The sequence below is a fragment of the Sphingomonas sp. P2_B6 genome, assembly GCF_056404755.1.
In genome coordinates, this window is sequence record NZ_JBFUDK010000011.1 from 44,532 (window position 1) to 67,120 (window position 22,589).

Sequence of the window (22,589 nt, forward strand, 5' to 3'; positions counted from 1 at the left end):
CCCCTTCATGTCACGGACCTCATCATGACCCTCACGCTCGATACCGCCCCCACGCCTGTCACCCAAGACTATGTCGTTGCCGACATCGATCTCGCCGATTTCGGCCGCAAGGAAATCAACATCGCCGAGACCGAGATGCCCGGTCTCATGTCGCTCCGCGAGGAGTTCGGGGCGTCGCAGCCGCTGAAGGGCGCGCGCATCACGGGCTCGCTGCACATGACGATCCAGACCGCGGTGCTGATCGAGACGCTGACCGCGCTCGGCGCCGATGTCCGCTGGGCGACCTGCAACATCTTCTCCACCCAGGACCATGCCGCCGCCGCGATCGCCGCGACCGGCGTGCCGGTGTTCGCCGTGAAGGGCGAGAGCCTGGCCGACTATTGGGACTATGTCGGCGACATCTTCAACTGGGGCGCCGGCACCGCCAAAGAAAATGGGGGCGCCACCACCGCCAACATCATCCTCGACGATGGCGGCGACGCCACCATGTTCGCACTCTGGGGTGCGAAGATCGAGGCCGGCCACACGCTGGGCGAGCCCGAGAATGAGGAGGAAGTCGAGTTCCAGCGCGCGCTGAAGGCGTTCCTTGCCAAATATCCCGGTTACCTGACCGAGACGGTCAAGAACCTGAAGGGCGTCTCGGAAGAGACCACCACCGGCGTTCACCGGCTGTACGAGATCGCGAAGAAGGGTGAACTGCCCTTCCCGGCGATCAACGTGAACGACAGCGTGACCAAGTCGAAGTTCGACAATCTTTACGGCTGCAAGGAATCGCTGGTCGACGCGATCCGTCGCGCCACCGACGTGATGCTCGCCGGCAAGGTCGCGACGGTCGCGGGCTTCGGTGACGTGGGCAAGGGCTCGGCCCAGTCGCTCCGCAACGGCGGCGCGCGCGTGCTGGTAACTGAAGTCGACCCGATCTGCGCGCTGCAGGCAGCGATGGAGGGCTTCGAGGTCGTGACGATGGAAGAGGCGGTGACGCGCTCGGACATCTTCGTGACCGCGACCGGCAATGCCGACGTCATCACCGCCGATCACATGAAGGCGATGAAGCCGATGTCGATCGTGTGCAACATCGGTCACTTCGACAGCGAGATCCAGATCGCGGCGCTCAGCAATTACGAGTGGACCGAAGTGAAGCCGGGCACCGACCTGGTSAAGTTCCCGGACGGCAAGCAGATCATCGTGCTGGCCAAGGGCCGCCTGGTGAATCTGGGCTGCGCGACCGGCCACCCGTCGTTCGTCATGTCGGCCAGCTTCACCAACCAGACGCTGGCGCAGATCGAGCTCTTCACCAAGGGCGAGAACTACAAGAACGACGTGTACGTCCTGCCGAAGCATCTCGACGAGAAGGTCGCGGCGCTGCACCTCGAAAAGCTCGGTGTGAAGCTGTCGACGCTCACCGCAAAGCAGGCCGGCTATATCGGCGTGCCCGTCGAGGGCCCGTTCAAACCCGATCATTACCGCTACTGAACCGGAACGATGGAAAGCTCGCTCACGGTGCCCAGCGCCGGCCTGCCCAGTGATCCGGCGACGATCGTGCGCGAACGCATTATCGATCTCGCGCGCGAGGCCTCGTATGAGGTCTCCGCGCGCGATGCCAAGGGTGTAGATGCGGCGATCGCGCTACTGCCACCCGGAACGCAGATATCGGTCACGTGGCTGCCGCAGGACAGCGACGACGATCGGGTCGGAACCGCCCGCCGTCTGCGCGACGCCGGCTTCGACCCCATCCCGCACATCGCCGCGCGGATGATCAATGACACAGCGCAGCTTGAGCGGCTCCTGGACCGGCTGTGCGCCGCCGGCGTCGCCCAATTGCTGGTAATCAGCGGCGATGTGAAGCAGGCGGCGGGCCCCTTCGAGGATGGCACCGCGCTGATCCGCAGCCCGGCCTTCGCGCAGCCCGGACTGCGCCATATCTGGCTCGGAGGTTATCCCGAAGGTCATCCAAAGGTGGAACACGCCGTGTTGCACGCGACTCTGGATGCCAAGATTGCGGCGATCCGTGGGCTAGGGATGACTGCCGGCGTCATTACCCAGTTCTGCTTCGACGCCCGTCCGATTCTGACCTGGATGAACGATTTTCGCGCACGCCATGCGGAAACTACCGTTCGGGTCGGGCTCGCCGGACCAGCGGGCATTCGCACACTGCTTCGCTACGCCGCGATCTGCGGGGTAGGCACCTCTACCAAGGCGATCGTCTCGCGGGGGGCTTCGATAGCGCGGCTGCTCAGCGACGCCGCGCCCGATCCCATCATCCGCGATCTGGCGGAGACCGCGGCGTTCCACGATCTCCAGCCACTGGGTTTCCATCTCTTCCCCTTTGGCGGGCTGGAGCGCACCGCGCGCTGGATGGGCGCGATCGCCGCGGGGCGCTTCCGGCTGCGCGACTCCGAATGGGGCTTTCAGGCGCTGGACCAGTGATGACCGACTCCTATCTCCTCACCCTCTCCTGCACTGACAGGCCCGGGATCGTTGCCGCGATATCGACCTATCTCACCGAGTGCGGCGGCAATATCCTCGAGGCTCAGCAGTTCGAGGACGCCGAGACCGGACGGTTCTTCATGCGCGTCGAATTTGCGCTGGACGGGCGAGCACCGTTCGAACAGGTGCGCGAGCAATTCCAGCCCCTCGCCGCGAAGTTCGCGATCGACTGGCAGATGCGCGCTCGGGCTGAGCGTCGGCGCGTCCTTATCCTCGTTTCCCGGCCCGACCATTGTCTGGTCGATCTGCTGTATCGCCTGCGAACCGGCGATCTCGCGATGACAGTGGTCGGCGTGGCTTCCAATCATCGACGCGAGGCGTTGGCGACACCCCTTCTCGATGACCTGCCCTTTCACCATCTGCCGGTCACGACCGCGACGAAATCGGACCAGGAAGCCCAACTCCAGGCGCTTATCGAGAAAACCGGTGCCGAACTGATCATCCTGGCGCGCTACATGCAGATCCTGTCGAACCGGATGGCGGCTTATCTCTCCGGTCGTTGCATCAACATCCACCACAGCTTCCTGCCGGGCTTCAAGGGGGCCAAACCCTATCATCAGGCCTATGCCCGGGGCGTGAAGATGATCGGTGCCACTGCGCACTATGTCACTTCGGACCTCGATGAAGGGCCGATTATCGCTCAGGATGTAGAGACGATCACGCATGCAGACCGGCCCGACGACCTAGTGGCGAAGGGGCGCGACATCGAACGCCGCGTGCTCTCCAGGGCGGTAAAGCTCCACCTCGAGGATCGCGTGCTCCTCAACGGCGCGAAAACCGTCGTGTTCCGCAATTGAGCCGGGGCTTGTCGCAAATGACGGGAAATCGCGCTCCTGCCGAGCGCATCGACGGGCGTGCTATCGCCAACAGGCTCGATGCGAACACTCAAGCCGCAGTGCAAGCCATCGTCGCGCGCCACCGGCACCCGCCAGGACTCGCCGTGGTTCTCGTCGGAAGCGACCCCGCGAGCGAGGTCTATGTCGCTCGCAAGGTGGAGGCTTGCCGACGCGTCGGCATCGCCTCAACTGAGCATCGCCTCCCTGCGGATACGCCACAGGACAGGCTTCTCGAGCTGATCACGCAACTCAACGCCGATCCCACACTACACGGTGTCCTGGTTCAGGTGCCGCTCCCCGCGCATATCGACGAAGGCGCGATCCTTGATGCGATCGATCCAGCCAAGGACGTGGACGGATTCCACCCGGTCAATGTCGGGCGTCTCTCGACGGGGACTGGCGGACTCGTCCCCTGTACGCCGCTCGGCGTGATGATGCTGCTCGACAGTGTACTCGACGATTTGACCGGGCTTCACGCCGTGGTGATCGGCAAGTCGAACATCGTCGGAAAGCCGATCGCGATGCTGCTGCTCGAACGCGAAGCGACCGTGACGATCACGCATATCGAGACACGTGGTCTTCCCGACATCGTCCGCAAGGCCGACATCGTCATTGCAGCGGCGGGCGTCCCGCGGCTCGTACGCGGCTTCTGGATCAAGGAAGGTGCCGTCATTATCGACGTCGGCATCACGCGAATTATCCAGCGTGACGGCAAGACGAAGCTCGTTGGCGATGTCGCGTTCGACGAAGTCCAGCATGCTCGCGCGGTCTCGCCAGTGCCGGGCGGTGTGGGGCCGATGACGATCGCGTGCCTATTGGCCAATACGGTCAAGGCAGCGAACCGGAAGCAATGGGCCTGAACATGCGGAGCGCGCAATCGAGCATCCATTGGCCTCGAATGCCGTTCGGTCGCGGCCCGCTTCATGCCTCCCTCTCCCCCCGCCGCAGGCACGAAGATCGATAGATCAAGCCGAAGCGATTATAGCAAACGTCGTTTGTCACTGTCGAATTTAATGCTTGCCGGTCTGTTCATATGTGTCATAAGCAACTACCATTCGTCATTTCAGGATGATGATTCAGGGGACTGCGTAACACGCGGACGCCGGCAGAAGATGACCGAAGCGCCAGCGTGAAATGATGAACGGCCATAAGGTCGCATCGATAAGGGGAGGCAGAATGCAGAACTCATCGTCGGTTCCCGGTCGCCGCCGGGTTGCAGCGCGGCTTAGCGGGTCCAGCCTTGCGACCATGGCGCTGATGCTCACGGCCGTCGCCGCTCCGGCCTTCGCCCAGAGCGGTCCTACGCCGGTGCCCGCCCCCCAGGCGGAGGCGGACCCAGCCGCACAGGACGTGCCAGCCGAGGGTGAGGTTGTCGTCACCGGCTCACGCCTTGGCGCGGGGTTCACCGCCCCCACACCGGTCACGTCCATCGGCCAGGCCCAGATCGAGGATCGCGCACTGACCAGCGTCGCCGAACTGGCGTATGATATCCCGCAATTGCGCATCAATCAGAACGTCGGCAAGTCGAGCGAGCCGGTTGGCCAGAGCGTCGCGGATCTTCGCGCGCTTGGCGGTGCGCGTACGTTGCTCCTGCTCGACGGACGTCGCCTTGCGGCGACCAGCCCGTTCGGCGGAATAGACACCAATATTTTCCCATTGTCGCTGATCAAGGGCGTCGAAGTGGTGACGGGCGGCGCCTCCGCGGCCTACGGCTCCGACGCGGTTGCCGGCGTGGTCAACTTTTCGCTCGAAAAGCGGCTGGAGGGAGTCAAGATCGACGCGTCCTACGGCATTTCGGGATATAACGACTTCAAGCGCCCCGTGATTTCAGGCGCTGCGGGACATTCGTTCCTCGACGGCCGGCTCAACGTCACGGTGGCCGGTGACTTCTATCGCAACACCGGCCAGACCACGGTCGCAACACGCCCGTGGGGCCGCGGCAACCCGATCCTGTTCAACAACCCGACCTATACTGCCACCAACGGCCAGACGAAGAATTACGTCGCCTATAACGGCCTTTACTCGCGCATGACCTTCGGCGGTCTTATCGTAGTGCCGGCAACGAGTCCGCTGTACGGCACTCAATTCGGCATCAACGGCACCCCGCAGCCCTTTGTCTATGGAACGCCCGTCAACACCACCTTCATGCTGGGCGGCGGCGGCGTCTCGATCGAGGACGAGGGCAATCTCCTTCCCTCGATTACGCGCTATTCGGGCTATGGGCGGGTCAGTTTCGACGTCTCCGACAACATCACACTCTGGTCCGACATGCTATGGTCGCACGTCGAGGTGAAGTCGGATCTCGCGCCGAACTACGATCTCGGCACGCTGACGATCCAGCGCGACAACGCGTTCCTGCCCGCCTCCATCCGCACGACGATGATCGCCAATGGGATCAACTCGTTTGCCTTCGGCCGCATGAACCTCGAGGACGGCTATTCGCAGAACAACAGTAAAGCGCGAGCGATGCGTTACGCCGCTGGTGCCGAAGGCAAGATCGGCACCTGGTCCTGGGACCTGCACGTTCAGCGCTCGGAGAACACGTTCCGCCAGGAAAGCCAGAACAACCGCATCCAGTCGCGCTGGTTCCAGGGAGTCGATTCGGTGATCAGCCCGACGACACAGCAGCCGGTATGCCGAATCAACGCCAATGCCAGTACCGCTGACGACAATCCGGCCTGCGTACCGATCAACGTGTTCGGCGCGGGCTCGATCAGCCAGCAGGCACTCGCCTGGTATCGTGGCACTTCCTTCTATGACGCGAAGATGAGCCAGGATTCGGTCGGTCTGAACTTTTCGGGGTCGCCCCTGAAGACCTGGGCCGGCGACATCAAGCTCGCGGTCGGGGGCGAATATCGCAACGAGAACATCAAGAGCATCTCCGATGCAGTCTCGATGGTCTCGGGCTGGCGCTCCATCAACCAGCAACCCTTCGCGGGCAAGCTCCATGTCGCGGAAGTCTATGCCGAGACCGCCGTGCCGGTGGCCAAGGACACACCGTTTCTCCAGGATCTCGAGGTGAGCGGCGCGGTGCGCTACGCCGACTATAGCTCGAGCGGCGGCGTCACCACCTGGAAGGTCGGCCTCAACTATTCCCCGATCAAGGACATCAGGTTCCGCGGAACATTGTCTCGCGACATCCGCGCCGCGAACATCAACGAACTGTTCTCGGGCCAGAACCAGGTGATCAACACGATCAACGACCCGCGTACGAACGTTGCGGCTTTCGCCACGCAGCTTACCGGCGGCAACCGCGATCTCAATCCCGAAAAGGCGGACACCAAGGCATTCGGCGTGGTGCTGCAGCCGACGTTCATTCCCGGCTTCAACGCCTCGATCGACTATTATTCGATCAAGATCGACAATGCGATCACCGCGGTCCCGCCACAGACGATCGTCAACAACTGCTTCATCGCGAAGATCGCGTCGTTCTGCCCGCTCATCACTCAGAACGCCTCGAACCAGATCACGACAATCCAGGCGACACTGATCAACGCGCAGACGGTTGAAACGAGCGGGGTCGATTTCGAACTCTCCTACCGCCTTCCGGTTGACTGGTTTTCGACTAGCGGCTCAATCGGCTCGCGCCTGCTCGTCAACTATGTCGACAAGCTCTCTCTCACCACATCTGGCGTCACGACCAGTTCACTCGGCGACCTCGCCACCGATCCGGGCGGTCAGCCGCGCTGGAAGGCGAATTTCGACCTGACTTATACTGGCGGACCGGTCCGTCTGGGCGCGTATGTCCGCTACATTGGCGGAGGCAAGTTCCGCACGATCTACGTCGACGACGTCGATCTGCCAGCCGACCAGAACAATGTGAAAGGTCGTGCCTATCTCGACCTGTCGGCCTCCTACAAGATCACCGAGAATGTCGAAGTCTATGGCAAGATCGACAATCTGCTGGATACCGCGCCACCGATCATCCCGAACAACATCGTCCAGCCGACCGTGTCCAACTCGCAGATGTACGACAAGATCGGCCGTTATTTTGTCGGCGGCGTGAGGTTGCGCTTCTGATCCGCCGTTTCGCCCCAAAAAGCGTAGAAACCCGGCGTCCGCAATGCGCCGGGCTTTCAATCGGGGCGCCAAAAAGTGAAGCCGTCCAGTGTCGTTGGAACATTGCAGCGGGCGTTCGTAACTACTGAATTGGGCTGACATTATTCGAGGGTTTGCATGCCGAGACGACAGATCGCCAGATTGCAATATCGCCTCGCAGGCGAAGGGCCCTCAGCATGAGCCAGGACGGGACGCCCAACGACCTCATCAAGCAATCGCCGATGGGATGGTATCAATATGCCATCGTGGCGATCTGCGTGCTGACCTATGCCGCGGACGGTCTCGACGTCGTCACGCTGTCTTACGCAGCGCCGTCGCTCATCAAGGAATGGGGAATTTCGACCGAGGCGTTCGGCTGGGCTTCCACTGCAACCCCGATCGGCATCGCCATCGGCTCGATCTTCATTTCGCCCTTTGCCGATCGCATCGGCCGTCGCGTGCTGACGTTGTGGCTGCTCGGCATCCTGATCGGATTACTCGTCGCCACCGCCCTCAGCCACTCGATCGTTGCCTTGATGAGCTTTCGATTGCTGACCGGTATGTGCCTGGGGGCGCTGGTGGTCTGCCTCAACGTCACCGTTTCCGAATTCAGCAACGCCCAGCGTTCGAATTTCTTCATCGGAATCCTCCATACCGGCTATTCCGGAGGGGGAATGCTGTGCGGTGCGCTGGCGGCCTTGCTGATCGAACCCTATGGCTGGCGCTCGATCTTCATGGCCGCCGCTGTGCTGAACATGCTCAGCTTCGTGCTCGCGCTCTTCCTGCTCGCCGAATCGCCAACCTTCCTCGCGGGCCAGCGCAAGCCCGGCGCTCTCGACCGGCTGAACACATTGATGCGCCGGCTCGGCAAGCCCGTTCTGACAAGCCTGCCCGAGGTCGCGGCGACCGCCAGGACGAAGCGCACTGGCGTGTCGATCATCCCGCGCGCCATGTGGTTCGGCACCGGGCTGCTGTGCCTGGCGGGATTCGTCTTCACCATCTCGGGTGGCTTCATGGCCGGATGGCGACCGCAGATCCTCGCCATCGGCGGGCTCACCATGACCTGGAACGGCATTGCGGGGATGACGACGTACGGCGCGGGCATCATCGCACATCTGACCGTGGGCAGCCTGGCGCGACGGGTCGGTGAAGTCCGCATCGCGGTCATCTTCCTGCTTGCCATGAGCGCCGCGTTCACGCTGCTCGGCGCGGTCCCGACTGGAGCCACATGGGCATTGATCGGCGCATCGACGCTGTGCGGCTTCTTCAACGTCGGCAGCTATACCTCGCTGGTTCTGGTCACGCTCAATTATCACGACGTGACGACGCGCAATGCCGGGCTCGGCATCATGATGGGCTTTTCACGCGTCGGAGGCATCATCGGGCCGTTGCTGGGCGGCTATGCGATCGGGGCCGGGCTCGGTCGATTCTGGGTGATGCTGTTGTTCGGTGGCCTGATGCTGATCCCGGCAGCCGCCGCCTTCCTCGCGCAGCGGCGCCCCGGCACAGGATCGGCGGGTCAGGGCGCCGAAGCGCTTCACTGAGCTGCGAAAGCGCGGCCGGTCAGTCACCTGACCGGCCGCCCAGGCTCATTTCCAGAGTTGCGTCGACGCCAGCGCCGCGCCCTCGACCAGCGCGCTCAGCTTGGCCCATTGCACCTCGGGGTGGACACGCGCCATGTTCCAGCCCTGGGAGAAGCCACAATCGGTCCCGGCAATCACATTCTCGCGGCCCACTATCCCGGCATAGTTGGCGATGCGCCACGCGACGAGCTCGGGATGTTCGACGACATTGGTCTGATGGCTGATGACACCCGGAACCAGGATCTTGCCGTCCGGCAGCTTGACGTCCTTCCAGACCATCCATTCATGCTCGTGCCGCGGATTGGCACCCTCGATCACATAAGCCTGTGCCTTGATCTTGAGAATGAGGTCGACGACCTCCCGCAGGGGCACGTCGGTCGTGTGCGGCGTGTTCATACTGCCCCAGCACATGTGATAGCGCACGCGATCCTCCGGGATGCCGCGTAATGCGTGGTTATAGGCCTCGACCTGCATTTCCGAGGCGCGACGAAGATCTTCCAGGGTCGGATTGGGATTGCCCGGCAGTACCTGATTTCGCGACGGCAGACCAAGGTCCAGCTGCACCACGAAGCCAGCATCGACGATCGCCTGATATTCGACATGCATCGCGTCGGCGAGTGCATAGAGATAGGCCGACACAGTGGGATAAACCGTGCCTGCATCGGCATCGTCGCGCGCTGGTGTGGCAGACGGCATGAAGGCCTCGACAAAGTCCTTGCCCGCGAGCGCTGCCTTGTAATTGTCGATGTCGGTCTGGAGCGCGCCCTGGCCGATATAGGTGATCGGCGCGGCGACGCGAACGCGCGCGGGAGGCGTGTCGCCCGCCTTTCTTACCTTGTCCGCGTCGAGTTCCGGCGGCATCCACATGGTTTTGTACATGGCATTGTACTGTTTCATGAAGCCGGGAAATTTTTCAGTGAGCTGGGTGTAATAGGCGCCGCGGGTTTCCGGAGGTATTTTCTCCAGGCCACCCAGGCGCTCCACGACGTAATTGTGGAAACTGGGCTTGGAGATTTCGCCGTCGCTTGGAATGTCGATCCCGATTTCGGCCTGTTTTGCTACAACGTCGATGACGCCCTGCCTGACGCTCTGCTGAAACTGCGCCTCGTCGACCGGCTCGCCCAGCACCTTGGCCATCATGCCCTGAAGCACATCGAGCGGACGGATCAGGCTACCGACATGCGTTGTCAGAATGCGGTCTGTGCTGCGTTTCATATCCTGTCCTATCTCATTGAGCGAAGGGTAGAAATTCTGGCGATCGAGCTATGTCGACCATCCCCGCGACGGTGCCGGCGGCATCCTCTAACCGGATGTCGGGACAATGGCGCCGCGCGGGACGGGAACGCCGGGTATTTCGAGGCGGATGCGGTTGAGCGATCGGGCGCCGGTGAAATAAAGCGTGCACCAGTCCTGATCGCCCCAGTTCATGTTGGAGACGCGGCCCTCCATCGCGATCGTGCCGAGATGCTTGCCCGCGACATCGAGGATCCAGATGCCGCCAGGGCCGGTGCAATAGACATTGCCCAGGACATCCACTTTCATCCCGTCCGGGCCACCTACGCGGGTGTCCGCGCGCATGTCGCAGAACAGCCGCGCGCTGCCGAGGTCCAGCATGCCGTCGGCCTCGACATCATACGCCATGATCAGCTTGCGGTGCTGGTTGCTGTCGTTGACGTAGAGGATTTTCTCATCGGGCGAGAAGCACAGCCCGTTGGGATTGACGAGGTCACGCACGACCATGTTGATCCGCGCTCCGTCCGGCGAGACTCGGTAGACGCCGGCACAATCGATTTCGGGTGGATGGTCGGCCGGTGTAAACGGAACCTTGGGCGGCGGATCGGTAAAATAGATCGCACCATCGGATTTCACCACCACGTCGTTCGGCCGGTTCAGCTTCATGCCGCGATAGCGATCGGCGATCACCGTGATGCTGCCATCGGCTTCCTCGCGATCGACGCAACGGCTGAAATGATGGCATACGACCAGCCTGCCCTCGCGATCGAGCGTCTGGCCGTTGCCGTTCTCGGTGCCTTCCTTGTCGGTCGTGATGCCATCCCGGGGATGCCAACGCATCCGGCGGCTGTTGTGGATGTCGCTGAACAGCAGATACCCCCCGCCGGAGTCGGTGGCGGCGATCCATACCGGGCCCTCGGCCGGTCCCGTGGGTCCGCCGAAGCCGCTGCCGAGTTCCTCCCATTCGGCATCGCGTGCCACGATAAGGTCGAGCCGCGGATCGAGTCGTTCGACAGGCATCGCCCTTTTTCCTCTCCCCGCTTCACGGTCTGGCGCCGTGAACACGATTTATTATGACAGCCTGTCTTATAACAGCGTCACTGATAGCATGAAAGAGGTTTGAACCGTTGACAGACAGCCAGGCTTATATTCTTATGATTGCCAAAGGTCGCCCGTCGAGGCCGGCCGGATAAAGCATGAGGGGGCCGCGCGTGGACCGACCGACGATTGGAATCGACGCGTTCCTCGATGGCGTAAAGTTCCGTCCCTTCCACGTGCGCGTGATGGTAATCGGCGCGCTCGCGATGCTGGTCGACGGCTTCGATCTCGGCGTGCTGAGTTGGGTGCTTCCCAAGATATCCGACCAGTTCGGCGTCGCGCGGACGGCGCTCACCTGGGTGTTGTCGATGCAGCAGGTCGGCATGGTGCTCGGCGCCTTTCTGATCGCGCCGTTCGCTGATCAGATCGGGCGCCGACGGCTGCTGATGCTGTGTCTCCTCGCCGTGGCGGCAAGCTGCTTCGTGACGATCTTCACCGACAGTATTTGGGCACTTGCCGTTTGCCGGCTGTTGACCGGCATGTTCGCGAGCTCGGTGATTGCCAATATGGTCGCCCTCGCCTCGGAGCTGGCGCCGGCGCGCCAACGCGCAACGATGGTGACCGTCGTGCTCGCCGGCTCGATGCCGGGCGCGCTGCTAGGCTCAGCGATGCAGGCGTTCCTGCTGGAGCCCTATGGCTGGCATATCGCTTTCTGGATCGGCACCGGGATGCCGCTGTTGCTGCTCCCGCTGATCTATTTGTACCTGCCCGAATCGCCCAAGTTTCTCGCGGCGCGCAATCCGGACGACCCCCGACTGCAGGCAATCGTCACTGCCCTGATGCCGGAGAACGAAGGCGAACCGGTGATATTGGCGCGGCCCGCCGCGCAGGAAAAGCGCGCGAGCAGCCTGAGATTGGTCCGTGACCTGTTCCAGCCGGGCCTCGCGCTACCCACGGTGCTGCTCTGGCTGAGCTTCGTGAGCAGCTTCGGCTTCATCAGCGCAGCCGTCTGGAAAACCACAGTGTTCCACGACATCATTGGCCTGGGCTGGGGTCAGGTAGGCCTCACCACTGCGATCGGCACTGGCTTCGGCGCGGCCGGCATGCTGACGATCGGCCTCATGATCGACAGGTTCGGTTTCAAGGCGATCGTCCCGTCCTATTTCATCGTCGCGGCCGGTGCAGCGATCGGCATGGGATTGTTCGCGCCAGGCTGGGGCATGTTCGCAGCCCTCGCGCTCAACGCGCTCGCCCAGCACGCCGCACACGCCGGCCTCGCCTCGATTGCGTCGACACTCTATCCCACCCGCAATCGTGCCACCGGCGTCGGCTGGGCTTATGGCGCGGGTCGCGCCGCCTCGATTGTCGGGCCGATGTACGGCGCGCTGGCGCTGGAGCATGAGCTCGGCGCCATTGGCTATTTCTTCCTCCTGGCCGCACCGCTGGCTCTGGCGGGAGTAGTCATCTGGATTCTGCTGACGATCTACCCGCTCAGCCCGGGCAGGCATGCCGCTGCGCACTAGGTTCGTTGCTCACCTCGGACGAGGCGCGCTGGCCAGCGCCTCGAAAGCGACGATCTGCATCTCGACGTCAAGTGCGTCGTCCAGCCCGAGCGCCTGCGCCAACCGATAGCGGTCGCGACCGCGCTCGACGATCTTTTCCTCCAGCACGTCGCCGCGCGCCCATAAGGCGTCGCGCTTGGCGCGCGACATGCGCCCGAGGGCCTTGAATGTCCGGGCACAATGGAAGCGCCGGCAAATCGCAGGGGCGCGGTCATGAATCGCGCAGCCCTGGGCCTGCAGATAGACGCAATTCCCGGTGCGCGGATCGCGTTTGAGCGCGGGCACCCGCTGCCCGGGATAGAGCGCGCTGCCGATATATTCGAAGTCGAATGTCGAAAGATCATCGCCTGCTTCGGGGCGCAAGATCACCTGTTCGGACTTGCAGCACTCCGTGCAGCCGTCGCAAGGAATGGCGTTCTGATCACGCGCCTCGCTCATTGTCCCCTCCCCGACAACCGCGCATGCGCCGGCCACCCTGGCGGGCGCAGGGGCAATTGCGCGGCATCACTCGGCTGCCGGATGCCATCCCAGCACGCGCTTGACTGTGCCACCGAAGATCGCGGCCTTCGCTTCTCGATCGATCTCGCCGCTGTGGAGCAGCATGTCCCGGCTCTCGCTGTACAGGCAACCACGGTTACGCAACGGACCGCCAGCCCTTGCCATGCGCAGTCGCGTGTAGTCGCTCGCCCACATCAGCCGCTCGGGGCCGAACGCGGAGATCACCCGGTGGAGATTTTGCCACACATCGGCGAATGGATAGGCCTGGTCCGACAGCAACGGCAGGCCGCATAGTTTCACCGATACGTTGTCGAACTCGGCAAGGGAAAGGAGATCATCGATGCGATCCCAGGGATCGTCCCTGGGGGGCGACACCGGATGCTGACTGAGGCCAAGGTGATCGATGATGATCGTCAAATCGGGATGCCGCTCGATCACCGGGCGCATCGCCGCGGACTGGCCGTGCGTGGACAGGAAAAGCGGCAACCCCACCGCTTCGGCCGCCGCGAAGCCCGGATCCATGGCGCCGCTGGCGAAGGCGCCGGACAAGTCGGTCGTCCGGAAATCCGAAACGAGCAGTCGGCCCGCCGCCAGCCTCTTGTCGCCGCGTGCGCGCTCGACGGCGGCAGCCAGATCCGAACCCGTCGCGCTGAACGTCTCCACCCCGATGAATCGCCCGGGGTAGCGTGCCACGCAGGCTTGGATATAGGGCAGGGCCGCGACCACCAATGTCGCGTCGACGCCCGTGCTGTCCATCGCCTCGCGCGCCAATTCGACATTGACGGCCAGCTTCGCTCCCTCGGGCACATCGTCGCCGAACGGCACCGGGGGCGCGGGCTGGTGGATCTGGGCATCGATGATGTCGAAGTCTGCGCTTTTCAAGAAACGGACCCTTCATTGGCGGCGAACCCGCGGTAGATCGCCCGGCCGCATGCCGTGCAGCACAGGTCTTCGACAGGCAGTGGGACGGAGGTGGAATGAAGCGCGGGCGCACCGCCGCAGCACGCGCAGCTCGACGGAATGGAGAAGCGGTCGAACTGGGCCAGCATCGCATCGCTCCACGCGGCGCCACAGAACGGGCACGATGCGCCCTCCCCTTGTGATCCGCTCAAACCAGTCATCGCCCTCCCCGTCTCCACATGCGCCTTGTTGAACGCCGTTCGTCTTTATATAACGATCATCGACTTTATCCAGCGCCTTCATGCCCTGTTTCGTCTGTCCAGGAGACAAGAATGCAGCCTCCCCAATATCACGTCCTCGCCATCGGCAACGCGATCGTCGACGTCATTGCAAATGCCAGCGATGCGTTCCTCGACCAGCAAGGGATGGCGAAGGGCAGCATGGCGCTCATCGACGAAGACAGTGCTGAACGCCTCTACGCAGCGATGGGCCCGGGCATCGAAATCTCGGGTGGCTCGGGGGGCAATACCATTGCCGGCGTGGCAGCGTTTGGCGGAACCGGTGCCTTTATCGGCAAGGTGCGCGACGATGCGCTCGGCGACATTTACCGCCACGATCTTGGTGCGCTCGGCGTACGGTTTGCCACTCCAGCAACCACCAGCGGTCCTGCGACGGCGCGGTGCCTGGTTCTGGTGACGCCCGACGCCGAGCGGACGATGAACACCTTTCTCGGCGCCTGTGTCGGGCTGGACGAAGACGATATCGACCCGGTGCTCGTCACCTCGGCTGGGATAATCTATCTGGAAGGCTATCTGTTCGATCAGCCGCCGGCCAAGGCCGCGTTCCGCAAGGCGGCATCGCTCGCCCGCGCTGCGGGCCGCAAGGTAGCGCTGACCATCTCCGACAGCTTCTGCGTCCATCGCCACCGCGACGAGTTTCTCGACCTGATCGATGGCCATATCGACATCCTGTTCGCCAATGAGGATGAAATTCGCGCGCTTTATGGCGTCGACGACGTCGTCTCGGCTGCGCGCATTGCCGCGCGGCATGTCGAGATCGTCACGGTAACCCGGGGCGCTGCCGGGGCATTGCTGATCGATGGGAACGGCATGGTCGAGGTCCCGGCAGCGGGCGTGGCCACCGTCGTGGACACGACCGGCGCGGGCGATCTCTATGCGGCAGGCGTCCTGTACGGCCTCAGCCACGGACTGGCGCTTGAAGAATGCGGGCGCCTCGGCTGTGCGGCCGCCGCTGAAGTCATCGGGCATGTCGGCGCGAGGCCGCAGGCCGACCTGAAGGCGTTCCTGTCGGCCAACACCGCCTAGTTGAGCCGCGCGCGGCGCGAGATCAGATAGATCTCGTCGTTGAACCACAGTCCCTGGTGGCGCTGCAGCACTTCACGCGTCGCCTCGAGATACTGGTCGTTGGAGATCGCCTTGGCGAACCGCCCGTCCTCGATCTGAGCAACGTAACTGGCCGCGTTCCACGCCGCGAACAAGGTCGAGCTGCCGATCGGCGTGTGCTCGTCGATCTCGGTCGGCAGCGTCCGGATGTCGTAGCGAAATAGCGCCTCCTCATCGGACAATGCCTGGAAATGATAGTCGCGCGCCGAAGAACCCAATTCGCTTCTGACCGCATCCATGATCGCCTGGCGGCTGGTCTGGAACGGATTCTCGTTCGGCCAGATCGCGCGGATGATCTCCAGCCCGGGATCGTTGCCGTGGCTATGGACTCCCATCAGTCTACCATTCGCGCGAAGCGCCTTGACCAGGGGCGTCACCACCCGCGAGGTCTTGAATTCAAGCGGCGCGTGGGCGCGATAGGGCTGCGACAGGAGCACGAAATCGAAATCGGCCTGGGCATAGCCGCGGCGCGGGATGATCGGATCGAGCATGAAATGATGATCGCTCCGATACAGCACGAGCACCGTCGGCGTCTTGTACATCGGATTGCCGCTCGGCGCGATGCTCGCCTGCCAGTGCCTGGCGAGAAACGGATCGAGCTGCTGGATCTGCTCTTCGAACTGGCCCGCCGACGTTCCATCCAGGCCGACTTCGTGCCACACCATCGCGCTCGCGCCGGCAGGCGTGTCGGGCTGGAGCGTCGGCGCTTCGGCATATTTTAGGTTGGTGAGCACCAGGACGGTGCCGGGATGCTCGCGCAGCCGATCGGGCATCTTCTCGAGAGTCAGACGGATATTCTCCATGCTGATCTCCTTGGCGACGACATAAAAGGGTACCCAGGGATGACGGCGATGAAGCCCGCGCAGCATGCGCGCCAGGGCGGTGCCGTCGCCCGCGCCACCGTCGAACAGGCGGATGGCGGGTGGAACGGGCTGGGTATCCGAAAGCTCGCGGACCGCGCGATCCGCGATGATCTGTTTCTCGTTCGTCGTGTTGACGAACATCAGATATTTCTGGCGGTTGTCATAGAAACGAAAATTGTGCTCGGGCCGGACCTCGGCGCGAAGGCCCTTGATCCCCGCGCGCAACGCGCTTGCCGAAGCACCGTTCTGATTTTCGATGAAACGATGCACGCGCTCCACCGTCTGGACGGTTACGCGGCCACCCTCCTGCAGCCGGGAGACCAGTTTGCCGTCGTTGACGGCCAGCCGGCCGAAAGTCGACTGCGCCATCTTCAGGCGCCGGCAGGCGTGTTCGATTTGCACGAGAAGGGCTTGGGTATCATCCATTATATTCTGTGCTGCCCGATCAAAACCTGACCACGCCTGCATAGTCGCCATCGACATAAATCAGCGGATCAGGCTCGCCCCACGAGTCCGCTTCTCGCACCGCGCCGATGACGACGGCGTGGCTGCCAAAATCGAAATGGGTTTCGTATTCGCAGAAGAAATTGGCCTGCGCCTCGCGCAGATAAGGCGACCCGCACGCTCCCGAGCCCCATTGCCCCTCGCTGAACCGCGCCTCGCCTTCAGCGTCGCCACCGCATGCCAGCGACACGCTGCGTTGATCGGCGCGCAAGATGTTGACGCAGAAATTAAGTCCCGCCACGAGCGGCGCACAAAGGCCAGCACTTCTGTCGACGCAAATGAGCAGCAATGGCGGATCCATGCTGAGTTCGCTCACCGCGGTCGCGCTCACCGCCCAGCGCTTCCCCTCGTGCCAGCACGTCACCACCGCGGCGGCTTTACCCAGCCTGCGAAGCCCGTTTCGCAGCTGCTCAACGGCATTCAGCGGTGCCGACGCGGCCATTCCCAGCTCGATCATGCGCGCTGCCCTCTCCTGCCGACGATGCACGGCGCGGATGGCTCATGCGACATTGCGCACAGCGCCTCCCGCGACCGGGGTGCAGCCTTGGCGAGACGCTGCGCCGCACCTCTGGCGTGAATCAGGGCAGGTCGGCCTATCGCGGCGCGACCAAAGCTTGCGACCTGCATCGCTCTCCATTCGTCATTTTTGACTATGATTTGACTAGCAGAGTGTTGCCCTGGACACCCTGCGTCCAATTCTTTGTGCTCGAACGATTGATACCGCCGAAGCATGAAAGGTGACGAAACTTCACTAACCTGGCTGGCTTATGCCATGTGCCGGCGAGATGCCGACACCTGGATTGGCCCCCTCCACGACCGCGGATATGCCGCCGAGCGAGGCCCATCTCTATGTTGTCAGTCTCGTGAGTCAGAACATGGCCTATCAGATTTGATTCGGCCTGATTTCAGACCGAAATGTCGTCGCATCCGGCGCGCTGCTTTCTCGCCTGGGGTCGGGCGGTGCGGCAAGGCCCTGCCGCACCGTGATTACCTCAACCCTTGAGCTTCTTTGTCGCGATCGCAGCGCCCTCGGCCATCGCGGACAGCTTCGCCCACACGACCTCGGGATGCCCGACGCGCGAGCCGATTCCGCAGTCGGTGCCGCCCTGAATATTCTCCATGCCGACGAGCTTGGCGACATTGACCAGCCGCTCGGCGACGAGTTCGGGATGCTCGACGAGATCGGTCATATGACCGACCACGCCGGGGCAGATGATCTTGCCCGCGGGAAGTTTGACATCCTCCCAGACGCGCCATTCATGCGCATGGCGGACGTTGCTGGCTTCGAAGGTGTAACACTGGGCGTTCACCTTGAGCATGAGATCGACGATATTCTTGAATTCGATGTCATGGACATGTGGGCGATGACCACTGCCCCAGCACATGTGAAAGCGAACCTGCTCCTCCGGCAGACCTTCGAGCGCGTGGTTGATCACTTCAACCGCGAATTCGAGATAGTCGCGATACTGCTCGACCGACCATTCCGGGTAGAACATCCAGCTTGTCGCGAATTCCGGCTCATCGATCTGGACGATCAGCCCTGCATCGGTGACTGCCTTATACTCCTGGCGCATCGCTTCGGCGACCGCCATCATATAGTCACGCTCATCGCGGTAATGGGCGTTTCGCGCGCCTGCGCCGGCGCTGAGCGGCCCCAATGCCGCGATGAAGCCATCGACATCGCTTTTGCCTGCGAGTCCGCTCTTGAGCGCGTCGATGTCCTTCGCGATCTCGGCATGGCCGATATAAGTCAGGGGGCCGGTGCAGACCTTTTCCTTGGTCGGTTTTTGCGGCTTGTTGCCGGGCGTCATGAAACCGGGACGGACCGGCCCGCCGGCGCCGGCGAACCACAGGCCGGACTCGTAGAAACCCGGAAAGTCGAGCCGGTCACGCTCGCCCGGGCCGGCGCGCTTCGAGGGCGTATCAGCGTCGCGCGGGAGTGTCTCCCAGCCGGTCACGCGCGCGGCGATGTAGCTGGTGTAGCTGCCCATGTTGGCGGCCTTCACATATTCACCGTCATTGATGATATCGACGCCGCATTCGATCTGCTTCTCGACGACTTCACGCACGGCCACCGGCAGCCGTGTCTGGATCGCGGCCCGATTGGCGTCGGCATCTGCGAGCAAGGCGTCCAGGTCAGCCGGGCGCGGCAGATTGCCGCCATGAGTCGTCAGGATATGATCGGTGGAACGCCGCATTTTACATCTCTCCTTTGGCGGTCTCGCCGGATCATTTCCGGCGGACGAATTTCTGGATCTGGTGGTCGCCATGAGCCTCTGGAATCCAGCCTGGACGGATGGCGAAACTATAGGGCACTTCCGCGACATAGACGTCGCCATGGCTATCGACGGCAATGCCGTGCGGCGCGATGAAATTGCCCGGCGTGTGACGCGCCTGGGACGAACCACCCCAGCGATCAAGGACACGACCATCGGGAGCAAGGACGCTCACGCGGCCTGGGTGATCTTCCTGCATTTCGCCGTGAACGAAGCTTTTTTTTCCCTTGGGCCGCCAGAGCTCGGCGACATAGACGAGACCCTCGGAATCGATGGCGAGGTCGCACGGCCGCTGGATATCGGTCCACTGATCGAGATACGCGCCGTCGGGCGAAAATATCTGGATTCGGTCGTTCTCGCGGTCGCAGACCAGCACGCGACCATCTGCGTCGCAAGCAATGCCATGCGGCAGATGGAATTCGCCGGGACCCGTACCGATCTCGCCCCAGGATTGAATAAGGTCGCCGCCGGAAGTGAAGCGGTGCACCCGACAATTGCCGTATCCGTCCGCGACGAAAAGCTCTCCATTCGGGGAGACCGCCAGGTTGGTGCAACGATTGAACGGTCCGCCCGGGTAGCGGATGCATTCGCAGGCATGGACATCATAGGGTGGCTTGGGGTCGTATCCTGTATCGGAAGCACGACCAGGCACGCCCAACGTCATGATCGGCGTGCCGTCGAGCGTGAAGACCCGGATGCTATGGTCGCCATTGTCGACGCAATAGACCCGATCATCCGGGCCGATCGTCAGGCCATGCGCCATCGAAAAGATGTCGTCACCCCAGCTGCGAATGAAGGTGCCGTCGCGTTCGCATACGATGATACGGTGCGGAAAGCGCGCAAACAGATAGACGCGGTCCCGCGAATCCACCGCGACCCCAGTGACATCGCGATGCGACATGCCCTGAGGTAGCTTTTCCCAATCCGCGACCACGTCGAATGCGGGTGCTGCCATGGTGGCCACTAAAGGCATTTCGCTCCCCATCGGATATCAAACCGGACCTAGACGCCCGTTCGCCCCTAAGCCAGGCTGACATATATCGCTGCCAGGCCGTTTGTATATAGCGAATGCCATATGACAAGAGCAATCGAGCCTTGCAGACGCGGTATCGCGTTCGAAGAATCAATGCACAGCATGAGCGTGGCTATCCGCCGCGACACGCCCACGCTATTCGACAAGGGTTCGCCCCCAGATCAGCAAAGAAGACCGCCGTGCAGTATTTCAGGATTGCGGGGCTGGCGGTTGGCAGCGATCTTCCGTTACCGCAAATGACACCCGTGACGGCAAGCGCGTCCGCGGCGGATATTCATATCCGGCGCGGATCGGTACCGCAGACATTGCCGCATGCCGACGCTGTCGGTCCTACCTGGGAGATCGCCGGGGATCATTTCCTGTTGCGCGTACCCGGCGTCGCGCGCTTCCTGCTGCTGGAGGGACGCGACATCATGTTCGAACCCTGCGATCAGGAACGGACTTCCGACATCGCCGTTTTCGTGACCGGGACGGTGTTCGGCATTCTGCTGCACCAGCGCCGGCAGACCGTGCTGCATGCCAGCGCGGTCAATGTCGGTGGAAAGGCCGTGCTGTTTTGCGGGGCGTCCGGGGCGGGCAAGTCCACCATGGCGGCGGCACTCGGCACTATCGGCTATCCGCTGCTCAACGACGATATCAGCGTCATCGGGCGCGATGGCGAGGACGTGCCGGTCACCCACAGCGACGGCCGGCAGCTGAAGCTCTGGCAAGAGGCCGCCGATGCGCTGGGGTTGGCCGACCGCCTTGGGGCTCCGGTGCGTAACGGCCTGTCCAAACATTATGTCACGCCGCGATCCTCGATCGGCGAAACCCTGCCGATCGGCGCGGTTTACATGCTCCGTGAAGCGGAACCGTCGCGGCAGAGCGGCATCGCAAGACTCAACATCGCGGACGCCGCGCACGCTATCATCGCCAATGCCTATCGTCCCTTCCTGGTCGCGGCGATGAATCAGAAATCGCTCTATCTCCAGTCCGCGATGGCAATCTCCAAAAGTGCGGGCGTCTTCCTGCTTACCCGCCAGAAACACTTTGCGGGCATCTCAGACATTGTCGGCGGACTGGAGCGGCATTGGCGCGAACACGGGCTGCTCGCGTGACCAACCGGGTCTGGCTGGCGTCCTATCCCAAGTCGGGCAACACCTGGTTTCGCATCCTCATCCACTGCCTCGATCTCGAACCCGGCGACACGCTCGACATCAATCGCCTGGGCACACCCATCGCCAGCGCACGCGCGCCGTTCGAGGACGCGACCTTGATCGATTCCGGTATCCTGACCCGCGGCGAAATCGAATATCTGCGGCCGCGGATTCACGAGCGCCCCGATCCTGACATGGGCGATCACGACACCCCGCTCGCGACGCACTTCGTCAAGACGCACGACGCCTATTCGCTCACACCGCAGGGCGAGCCACTGCTCGCTGGCGCGCGCGGGGCGAAGGGCGCCATCCTCATCGTCCGCGACCCACGCGACGTGGCGCCGTCGCTGGCGGATCACAAGCAGATCGGCCTCGACGAGGCCATCGCGTTTCTCGACAGTCCGGACGCCGCCTTCGGCGACAGGCCTGGCGGCCTGGCGCGCCACCTGTATCAACAATTGGGTCGCTGGAGCGATCATGTCGCTGGCTGGCTGAGCCAGCGCGACATCGCGCTGCACCTGGTCCGGTTCGAAGATCTCCGGCAGGATACCGCGCGCATTCTGCGCGACGCAATGGCGTTCGCCGGACGTACGGTCACACAAGAGCAGGTGGAACGCGCCGTCCGGATGGCGAATTTCGCCTCGCTGCAGGCGCTGGAGGCGCGAACCGGGTTTCGCGAGACGGCACGCAACGCCACTGCCTTCTTCAGACGCGGCCAGGCCGGCGCGTGGCGGGACGAATTGACCCCTCGCCAGACGCGCGATATCGAGTTGGCGCACGGGCCGATGATGGCGACCATCGGCTATGACCTGACCTTCTCTCCTCCGCCACACCGGAAGGTCGGGCAATCCTGATGATGATGACACGCGGGCCGGGCGAATGGATTTGCGCCGAGGCGAATGGCGAAACCGTGATGATGAGCGTGGAGACCGGCACCTATGTGGGTCTCAATGTGATGGGCGCGCGAATCTGGGACCTGCTGGCCGAGCCGCATGAACTGGAAACGCTGTGTGCGATACTGGTCCGGGATTTCGACGTGACGCCCGAAATCTGCCGCGCCGAGACTCAGGCGTTCCTGGACACCCTCGTCCGCAAGGGCGCGGTGTTGCGCACCTGACTCAGCGATTGTTCGGGCCGGATGCGCATGGTACGAAGATGCCACGACAAAAGGCAGGCGATGGCGGTTCGTCTGGCCGATC

At 62.9% G+C, this 22,589-nt stretch carries 19 protein-coding genes; 11 read left to right on the top strand and 8 right to left on the bottom strand.

Annotated elements, in window-relative coordinates:
* Positions 1 to 24: 24 nt before the first annotated feature.
* The 6 genes from ahcY to AC1DX5_RS15935 all read left to right on the top strand — a co-directional run bounded on the left by ahcY (position 25) and on the right by AC1DX5_RS15935 (position 8,905).
* Positions 25 to 1,473 carry an adenosylhomocysteinase gene (gene ahcY / locus AC1DX5_RS15910; RefSeq protein ID WP_478016337.1) on the top strand — a complete coding sequence of 483 codons (1,449 nt, stop codon included), beginning with the start codon at positions 25 to 27 and terminating at the stop codon, positions 1,471 to 1,473.
* 9 nt (positions 1,474 to 1,482) lie between these two features.
* The gene (locus AC1DX5_RS15915) at positions 1,483 to 2,427 is read left to right on the top strand and encodes a methylenetetrahydrofolate reductase (protein WP_478016338.1); all 945 of its coding nucleotides are present in this window, start codon (positions 1,483 to 1,485) and stop codon (positions 2,425 to 2,427) included.
* A complete protein-coding gene (gene purU / locus AC1DX5_RS15920; protein WP_478016339.1) occupies positions 2,427 to 3,284 on the top strand; it encodes a formyltetrahydrofolate deformylase in 858 nt (285 codons plus the stop codon). Before AC1DX5_RS15915 ends, purU begins: the two co-directional genes overlap by 1 nt.
* 17 nt (positions 3,285 to 3,301) lie before the next feature.
* A complete protein-coding gene (folD, locus tag AC1DX5_RS15925) occupies positions 3,302 to 4,183 on the top strand; it encodes a bifunctional methylenetetrahydrofolate dehydrogenase/methenyltetrahydrofolate cyclohydrolase FolD (protein WP_478016340.1) in 882 nt (293 codons plus the stop codon).
* Positions 4,184 to 4,499: 316 nt separating this feature from the next.
* Entirely contained in the window at positions 4,500 to 7,343 is a 2,844-nt protein-coding gene (locus tag AC1DX5_RS15930; protein ID WP_478016341.1) for a TonB-dependent receptor domain-containing protein, read from the top strand.
* Between the two features lie 215 nt (positions 7,344 to 7,558).
* Positions 7,559 to 8,905, top strand: coding sequence for an MFS transporter (locus AC1DX5_RS15935; RefSeq protein WP_478016342.1), 1,347 nt, complete (start codon positions 7,559 to 7,561; stop codon positions 8,903 to 8,905).
* Positions 8,906 to 8,950: 45 nt separating this feature from the next.
* Here the strand turns inward: AC1DX5_RS15935 and AC1DX5_RS15940 are convergent, their stop codons facing one another.
* Together AC1DX5_RS15940 and AC1DX5_RS15945 are read right to left on the bottom strand one after the other, a co-directional pair.
* Positions 8,951 to 10,072 carry a cobalamin-independent methionine synthase II family protein gene (locus AC1DX5_RS15940; protein WP_478016343.1) on the bottom strand — a complete coding sequence of 374 codons (1,122 nt, stop codon included), beginning with the start codon at positions 10,070 to 10,072 and terminating at the stop codon, positions 8,951 to 8,953.
* A 174-nt stretch (positions 10,073 to 10,246) separates the two neighbouring features.
* The gene (locus AC1DX5_RS15945; protein ID WP_465173042.1) at positions 10,247 to 11,197 is read right to left on the bottom strand and encodes an SMP-30/gluconolactonase/LRE family protein; all 951 of its coding nucleotides are present in this window, start codon (positions 11,195 to 11,197) and stop codon (positions 10,247 to 10,249) included.
* Between the two features lie 191 nt (positions 11,198 to 11,388).
* On the opposite strand from AC1DX5_RS15945, the gene AC1DX5_RS15950 reads away from it, so the two are divergent.
* Positions 11,389 to 12,738, top strand: coding sequence for an MFS transporter (locus AC1DX5_RS15950; RefSeq protein WP_478016344.1), 1,350 nt, complete (start codon positions 11,389 to 11,391; stop codon positions 12,736 to 12,738).
* 9 nt (positions 12,739 to 12,747) lie between these two features.
* Here AC1DX5_RS15950 and AC1DX5_RS15955 read toward each other — a convergent pair whose 3' ends face one another.
* Together AC1DX5_RS15955 and AC1DX5_RS15960 are read right to left on the bottom strand one after the other, a co-directional pair.
* Positions 12,748 to 13,215: a YkgJ family cysteine cluster protein gene (locus AC1DX5_RS15955; RefSeq protein WP_478016345.1), complete on the bottom strand. Its 468-nt coding sequence runs from the start codon at positions 13,213 to 13,215 to the stop codon at positions 12,748 to 12,750.
* 66 nt (positions 13,216 to 13,281) lie between these two features.
* The gene (locus AC1DX5_RS15960) at positions 13,282 to 14,157 is read right to left on the bottom strand and encodes an amidohydrolase family protein (protein WP_478016346.1); all 876 of its coding nucleotides are present in this window, start codon (positions 14,155 to 14,157) and stop codon (positions 13,282 to 13,284) included.
* Positions 14,158 to 14,507: 350 nt separating this feature from the next.
* Between AC1DX5_RS15960 and AC1DX5_RS15965 the strand changes: the two genes are divergently transcribed.
* On the top strand, positions 14,508 to 15,500 hold the full coding sequence (locus tag AC1DX5_RS15965) for an adenosine kinase (protein WP_478016347.1): 993 nt from the start codon (positions 14,508 to 14,510) through the stop codon (positions 15,498 to 15,500).
* Here the strand turns inward: AC1DX5_RS15965 and AC1DX5_RS15970 are convergent.
* From AC1DX5_RS15970 to AC1DX5_RS15985, 4 genes are all read right to left on the bottom strand, one after another.
* Positions 15,497 to 16,810 carry a hypothetical protein gene (locus AC1DX5_RS15970; RefSeq protein WP_465173037.1) on the bottom strand — a complete coding sequence of 438 codons (1,314 nt, stop codon included), beginning with the start codon at positions 16,808 to 16,810 and terminating at the stop codon, positions 15,497 to 15,499. The two genes, AC1DX5_RS15965 and AC1DX5_RS15970, sit on opposite strands and share 4 nt — an antisense overlap.
* A gap of 76 nt (positions 16,811 to 16,886) precedes the next feature.
* The gene (locus AC1DX5_RS15975; RefSeq protein WP_465173036.1) at positions 16,887 to 17,402 is read right to left on the bottom strand and encodes a flavin reductase family protein; all 516 of its coding nucleotides are present in this window, start codon (positions 17,400 to 17,402) and stop codon (positions 16,887 to 16,889) included.
* Positions 17,403 to 17,937: 535 nt separating this feature from the next.
* Positions 17,938 to 19,143: a cobalamin-independent methionine synthase II family protein gene (locus tag AC1DX5_RS15980; protein WP_478016348.1), complete on the bottom strand. Its 1,206-nt coding sequence runs from the start codon at positions 19,141 to 19,143 to the stop codon at positions 17,938 to 17,940.
* Between the two features lie 31 nt (positions 19,144 to 19,174).
* Positions 19,175 to 20,176, bottom strand: a complete 1,002-nt coding sequence (locus tag AC1DX5_RS15985) for a peptidyl-alpha-hydroxyglycine alpha-amidating lyase family protein (protein ID WP_478016349.1) — start codon at positions 20,174 to 20,176, stop codon at positions 19,175 to 19,177.
* Between the two features lie 113 nt (positions 20,177 to 20,289).
* Here AC1DX5_RS15985 and AC1DX5_RS15990 point away from each other — a divergent pair, with 113 nt between their 5' ends.
* The 3 genes from AC1DX5_RS15990 to AC1DX5_RS16000 are packed head-to-tail and all read left to right on the top strand — an operon-like array spanning position 20,290 to position 22,507.
* Positions 20,290 to 21,351 (top strand): hypothetical protein, encoded by a 1,062-nt coding sequence (locus tag AC1DX5_RS15990; RefSeq protein WP_478016350.1) that lies wholly within the window; start codon positions 20,290 to 20,292, stop codon positions 21,349 to 21,351.
* A complete protein-coding gene (locus AC1DX5_RS15995) occupies positions 21,348 to 22,244 on the top strand; it encodes a sulfotransferase domain-containing protein (RefSeq protein WP_478016351.1) in 897 nt (298 codons plus the stop codon). The genes AC1DX5_RS15990 and AC1DX5_RS15995 overlap by 4 nt, the downstream gene beginning before the upstream one ends.
* The gene (locus AC1DX5_RS16000; RefSeq protein WP_478016352.1) at positions 22,244 to 22,507 is read left to right on the top strand and encodes a PqqD family peptide modification chaperone; all 264 of its coding nucleotides are present in this window, start codon (positions 22,244 to 22,246) and stop codon (positions 22,505 to 22,507) included. Before AC1DX5_RS15995 ends, AC1DX5_RS16000 begins: the two co-directional genes overlap by 1 nt.
* Positions 22,508 to 22,589 lie beyond the last annotated feature (82 nt).

Excerpts from the sequence above, each read along its gene's own strand:
- folD (WP_478016340.1), top strand. The coding sequence starts at position 3,302 with ATGACGGGAAATCGCGCTCCTGCCGAGCGCATCGACGGGCGTGCTATC.
- AC1DX5_RS15955 (WP_478016345.1), bottom strand. The coding sequence starts at position 13,215 with ATGAGCGAGGCGCGTGATCAGAACGCCATTCCTTGCGACGGCTGCACG.
- purU (WP_478016339.1), top strand. The coding sequence starts at position 2,427 with ATGACCGACTCCTATCTCCTCACCCTCTCCTGCACTGACAGGCCCGGG.
- AC1DX5_RS15990 (WP_478016350.1), top strand. The coding sequence starts at position 20,290 with ATGCCATATGACAAGAGCAATCGAGCCTTGCAGACGCGGTATCGCGTT.
- AC1DX5_RS15945 (WP_465173042.1), bottom strand. The coding sequence starts at position 11,197 with ATGCCTGTCGAACGACTCGATCCGCGGCTCGACCTTATCGTGGCACGC.
- AC1DX5_RS15985 (WP_478016349.1), bottom strand. The coding sequence starts at position 20,176 with ATGGCAGCACCCGCATTCGACGTGGTCGCGGATTGGGAAAAGCTACCT.
- AC1DX5_RS15980 (WP_478016348.1), bottom strand. The coding sequence starts at position 19,143 with ATGCGGCGTTCCACCGATCATATCCTGACGACTCATGGCGGCAATCTG.
- AC1DX5_RS15965 (WP_478016347.1), top strand. The coding sequence starts at position 14,508 with ATGCAGCCTCCCCAATATCACGTCCTCGCCATCGGCAACGCGATCGTC.
- AC1DX5_RS15970 (WP_465173037.1), bottom strand. The coding sequence starts at position 16,810 with ATGGCGCAGTCGACTTTCGGCCGGCTGGCCGTCAACGACGGCAAACTG.
- AC1DX5_RS15915 (WP_478016338.1), top strand. The coding sequence starts at position 1,483 with ATGGAAAGCTCGCTCACGGTGCCCAGCGCCGGCCTGCCCAGTGATCCG.
- AC1DX5_RS15930 (WP_478016341.1), top strand. The coding sequence starts at position 4,500 with ATGCAGAACTCATCGTCGGTTCCCGGTCGCCGCCGGGTTGCAGCGCGG.
- AC1DX5_RS15935 (WP_478016342.1), top strand. The coding sequence starts at position 7,559 with ATGAGCCAGGACGGGACGCCCAACGACCTCATCAAGCAATCGCCGATG.
- AC1DX5_RS16000 (WP_478016352.1), top strand. The coding sequence starts at position 22,244 with ATGATGATGACACGCGGGCCGGGCGAATGGATTTGCGCCGAGGCGAAT.
- AC1DX5_RS15975 (WP_465173036.1), bottom strand. The coding sequence starts at position 17,402 with ATGATCGAGCTGGGAATGGCCGCGTCGGCACCGCTGAATGCCGTTGAG.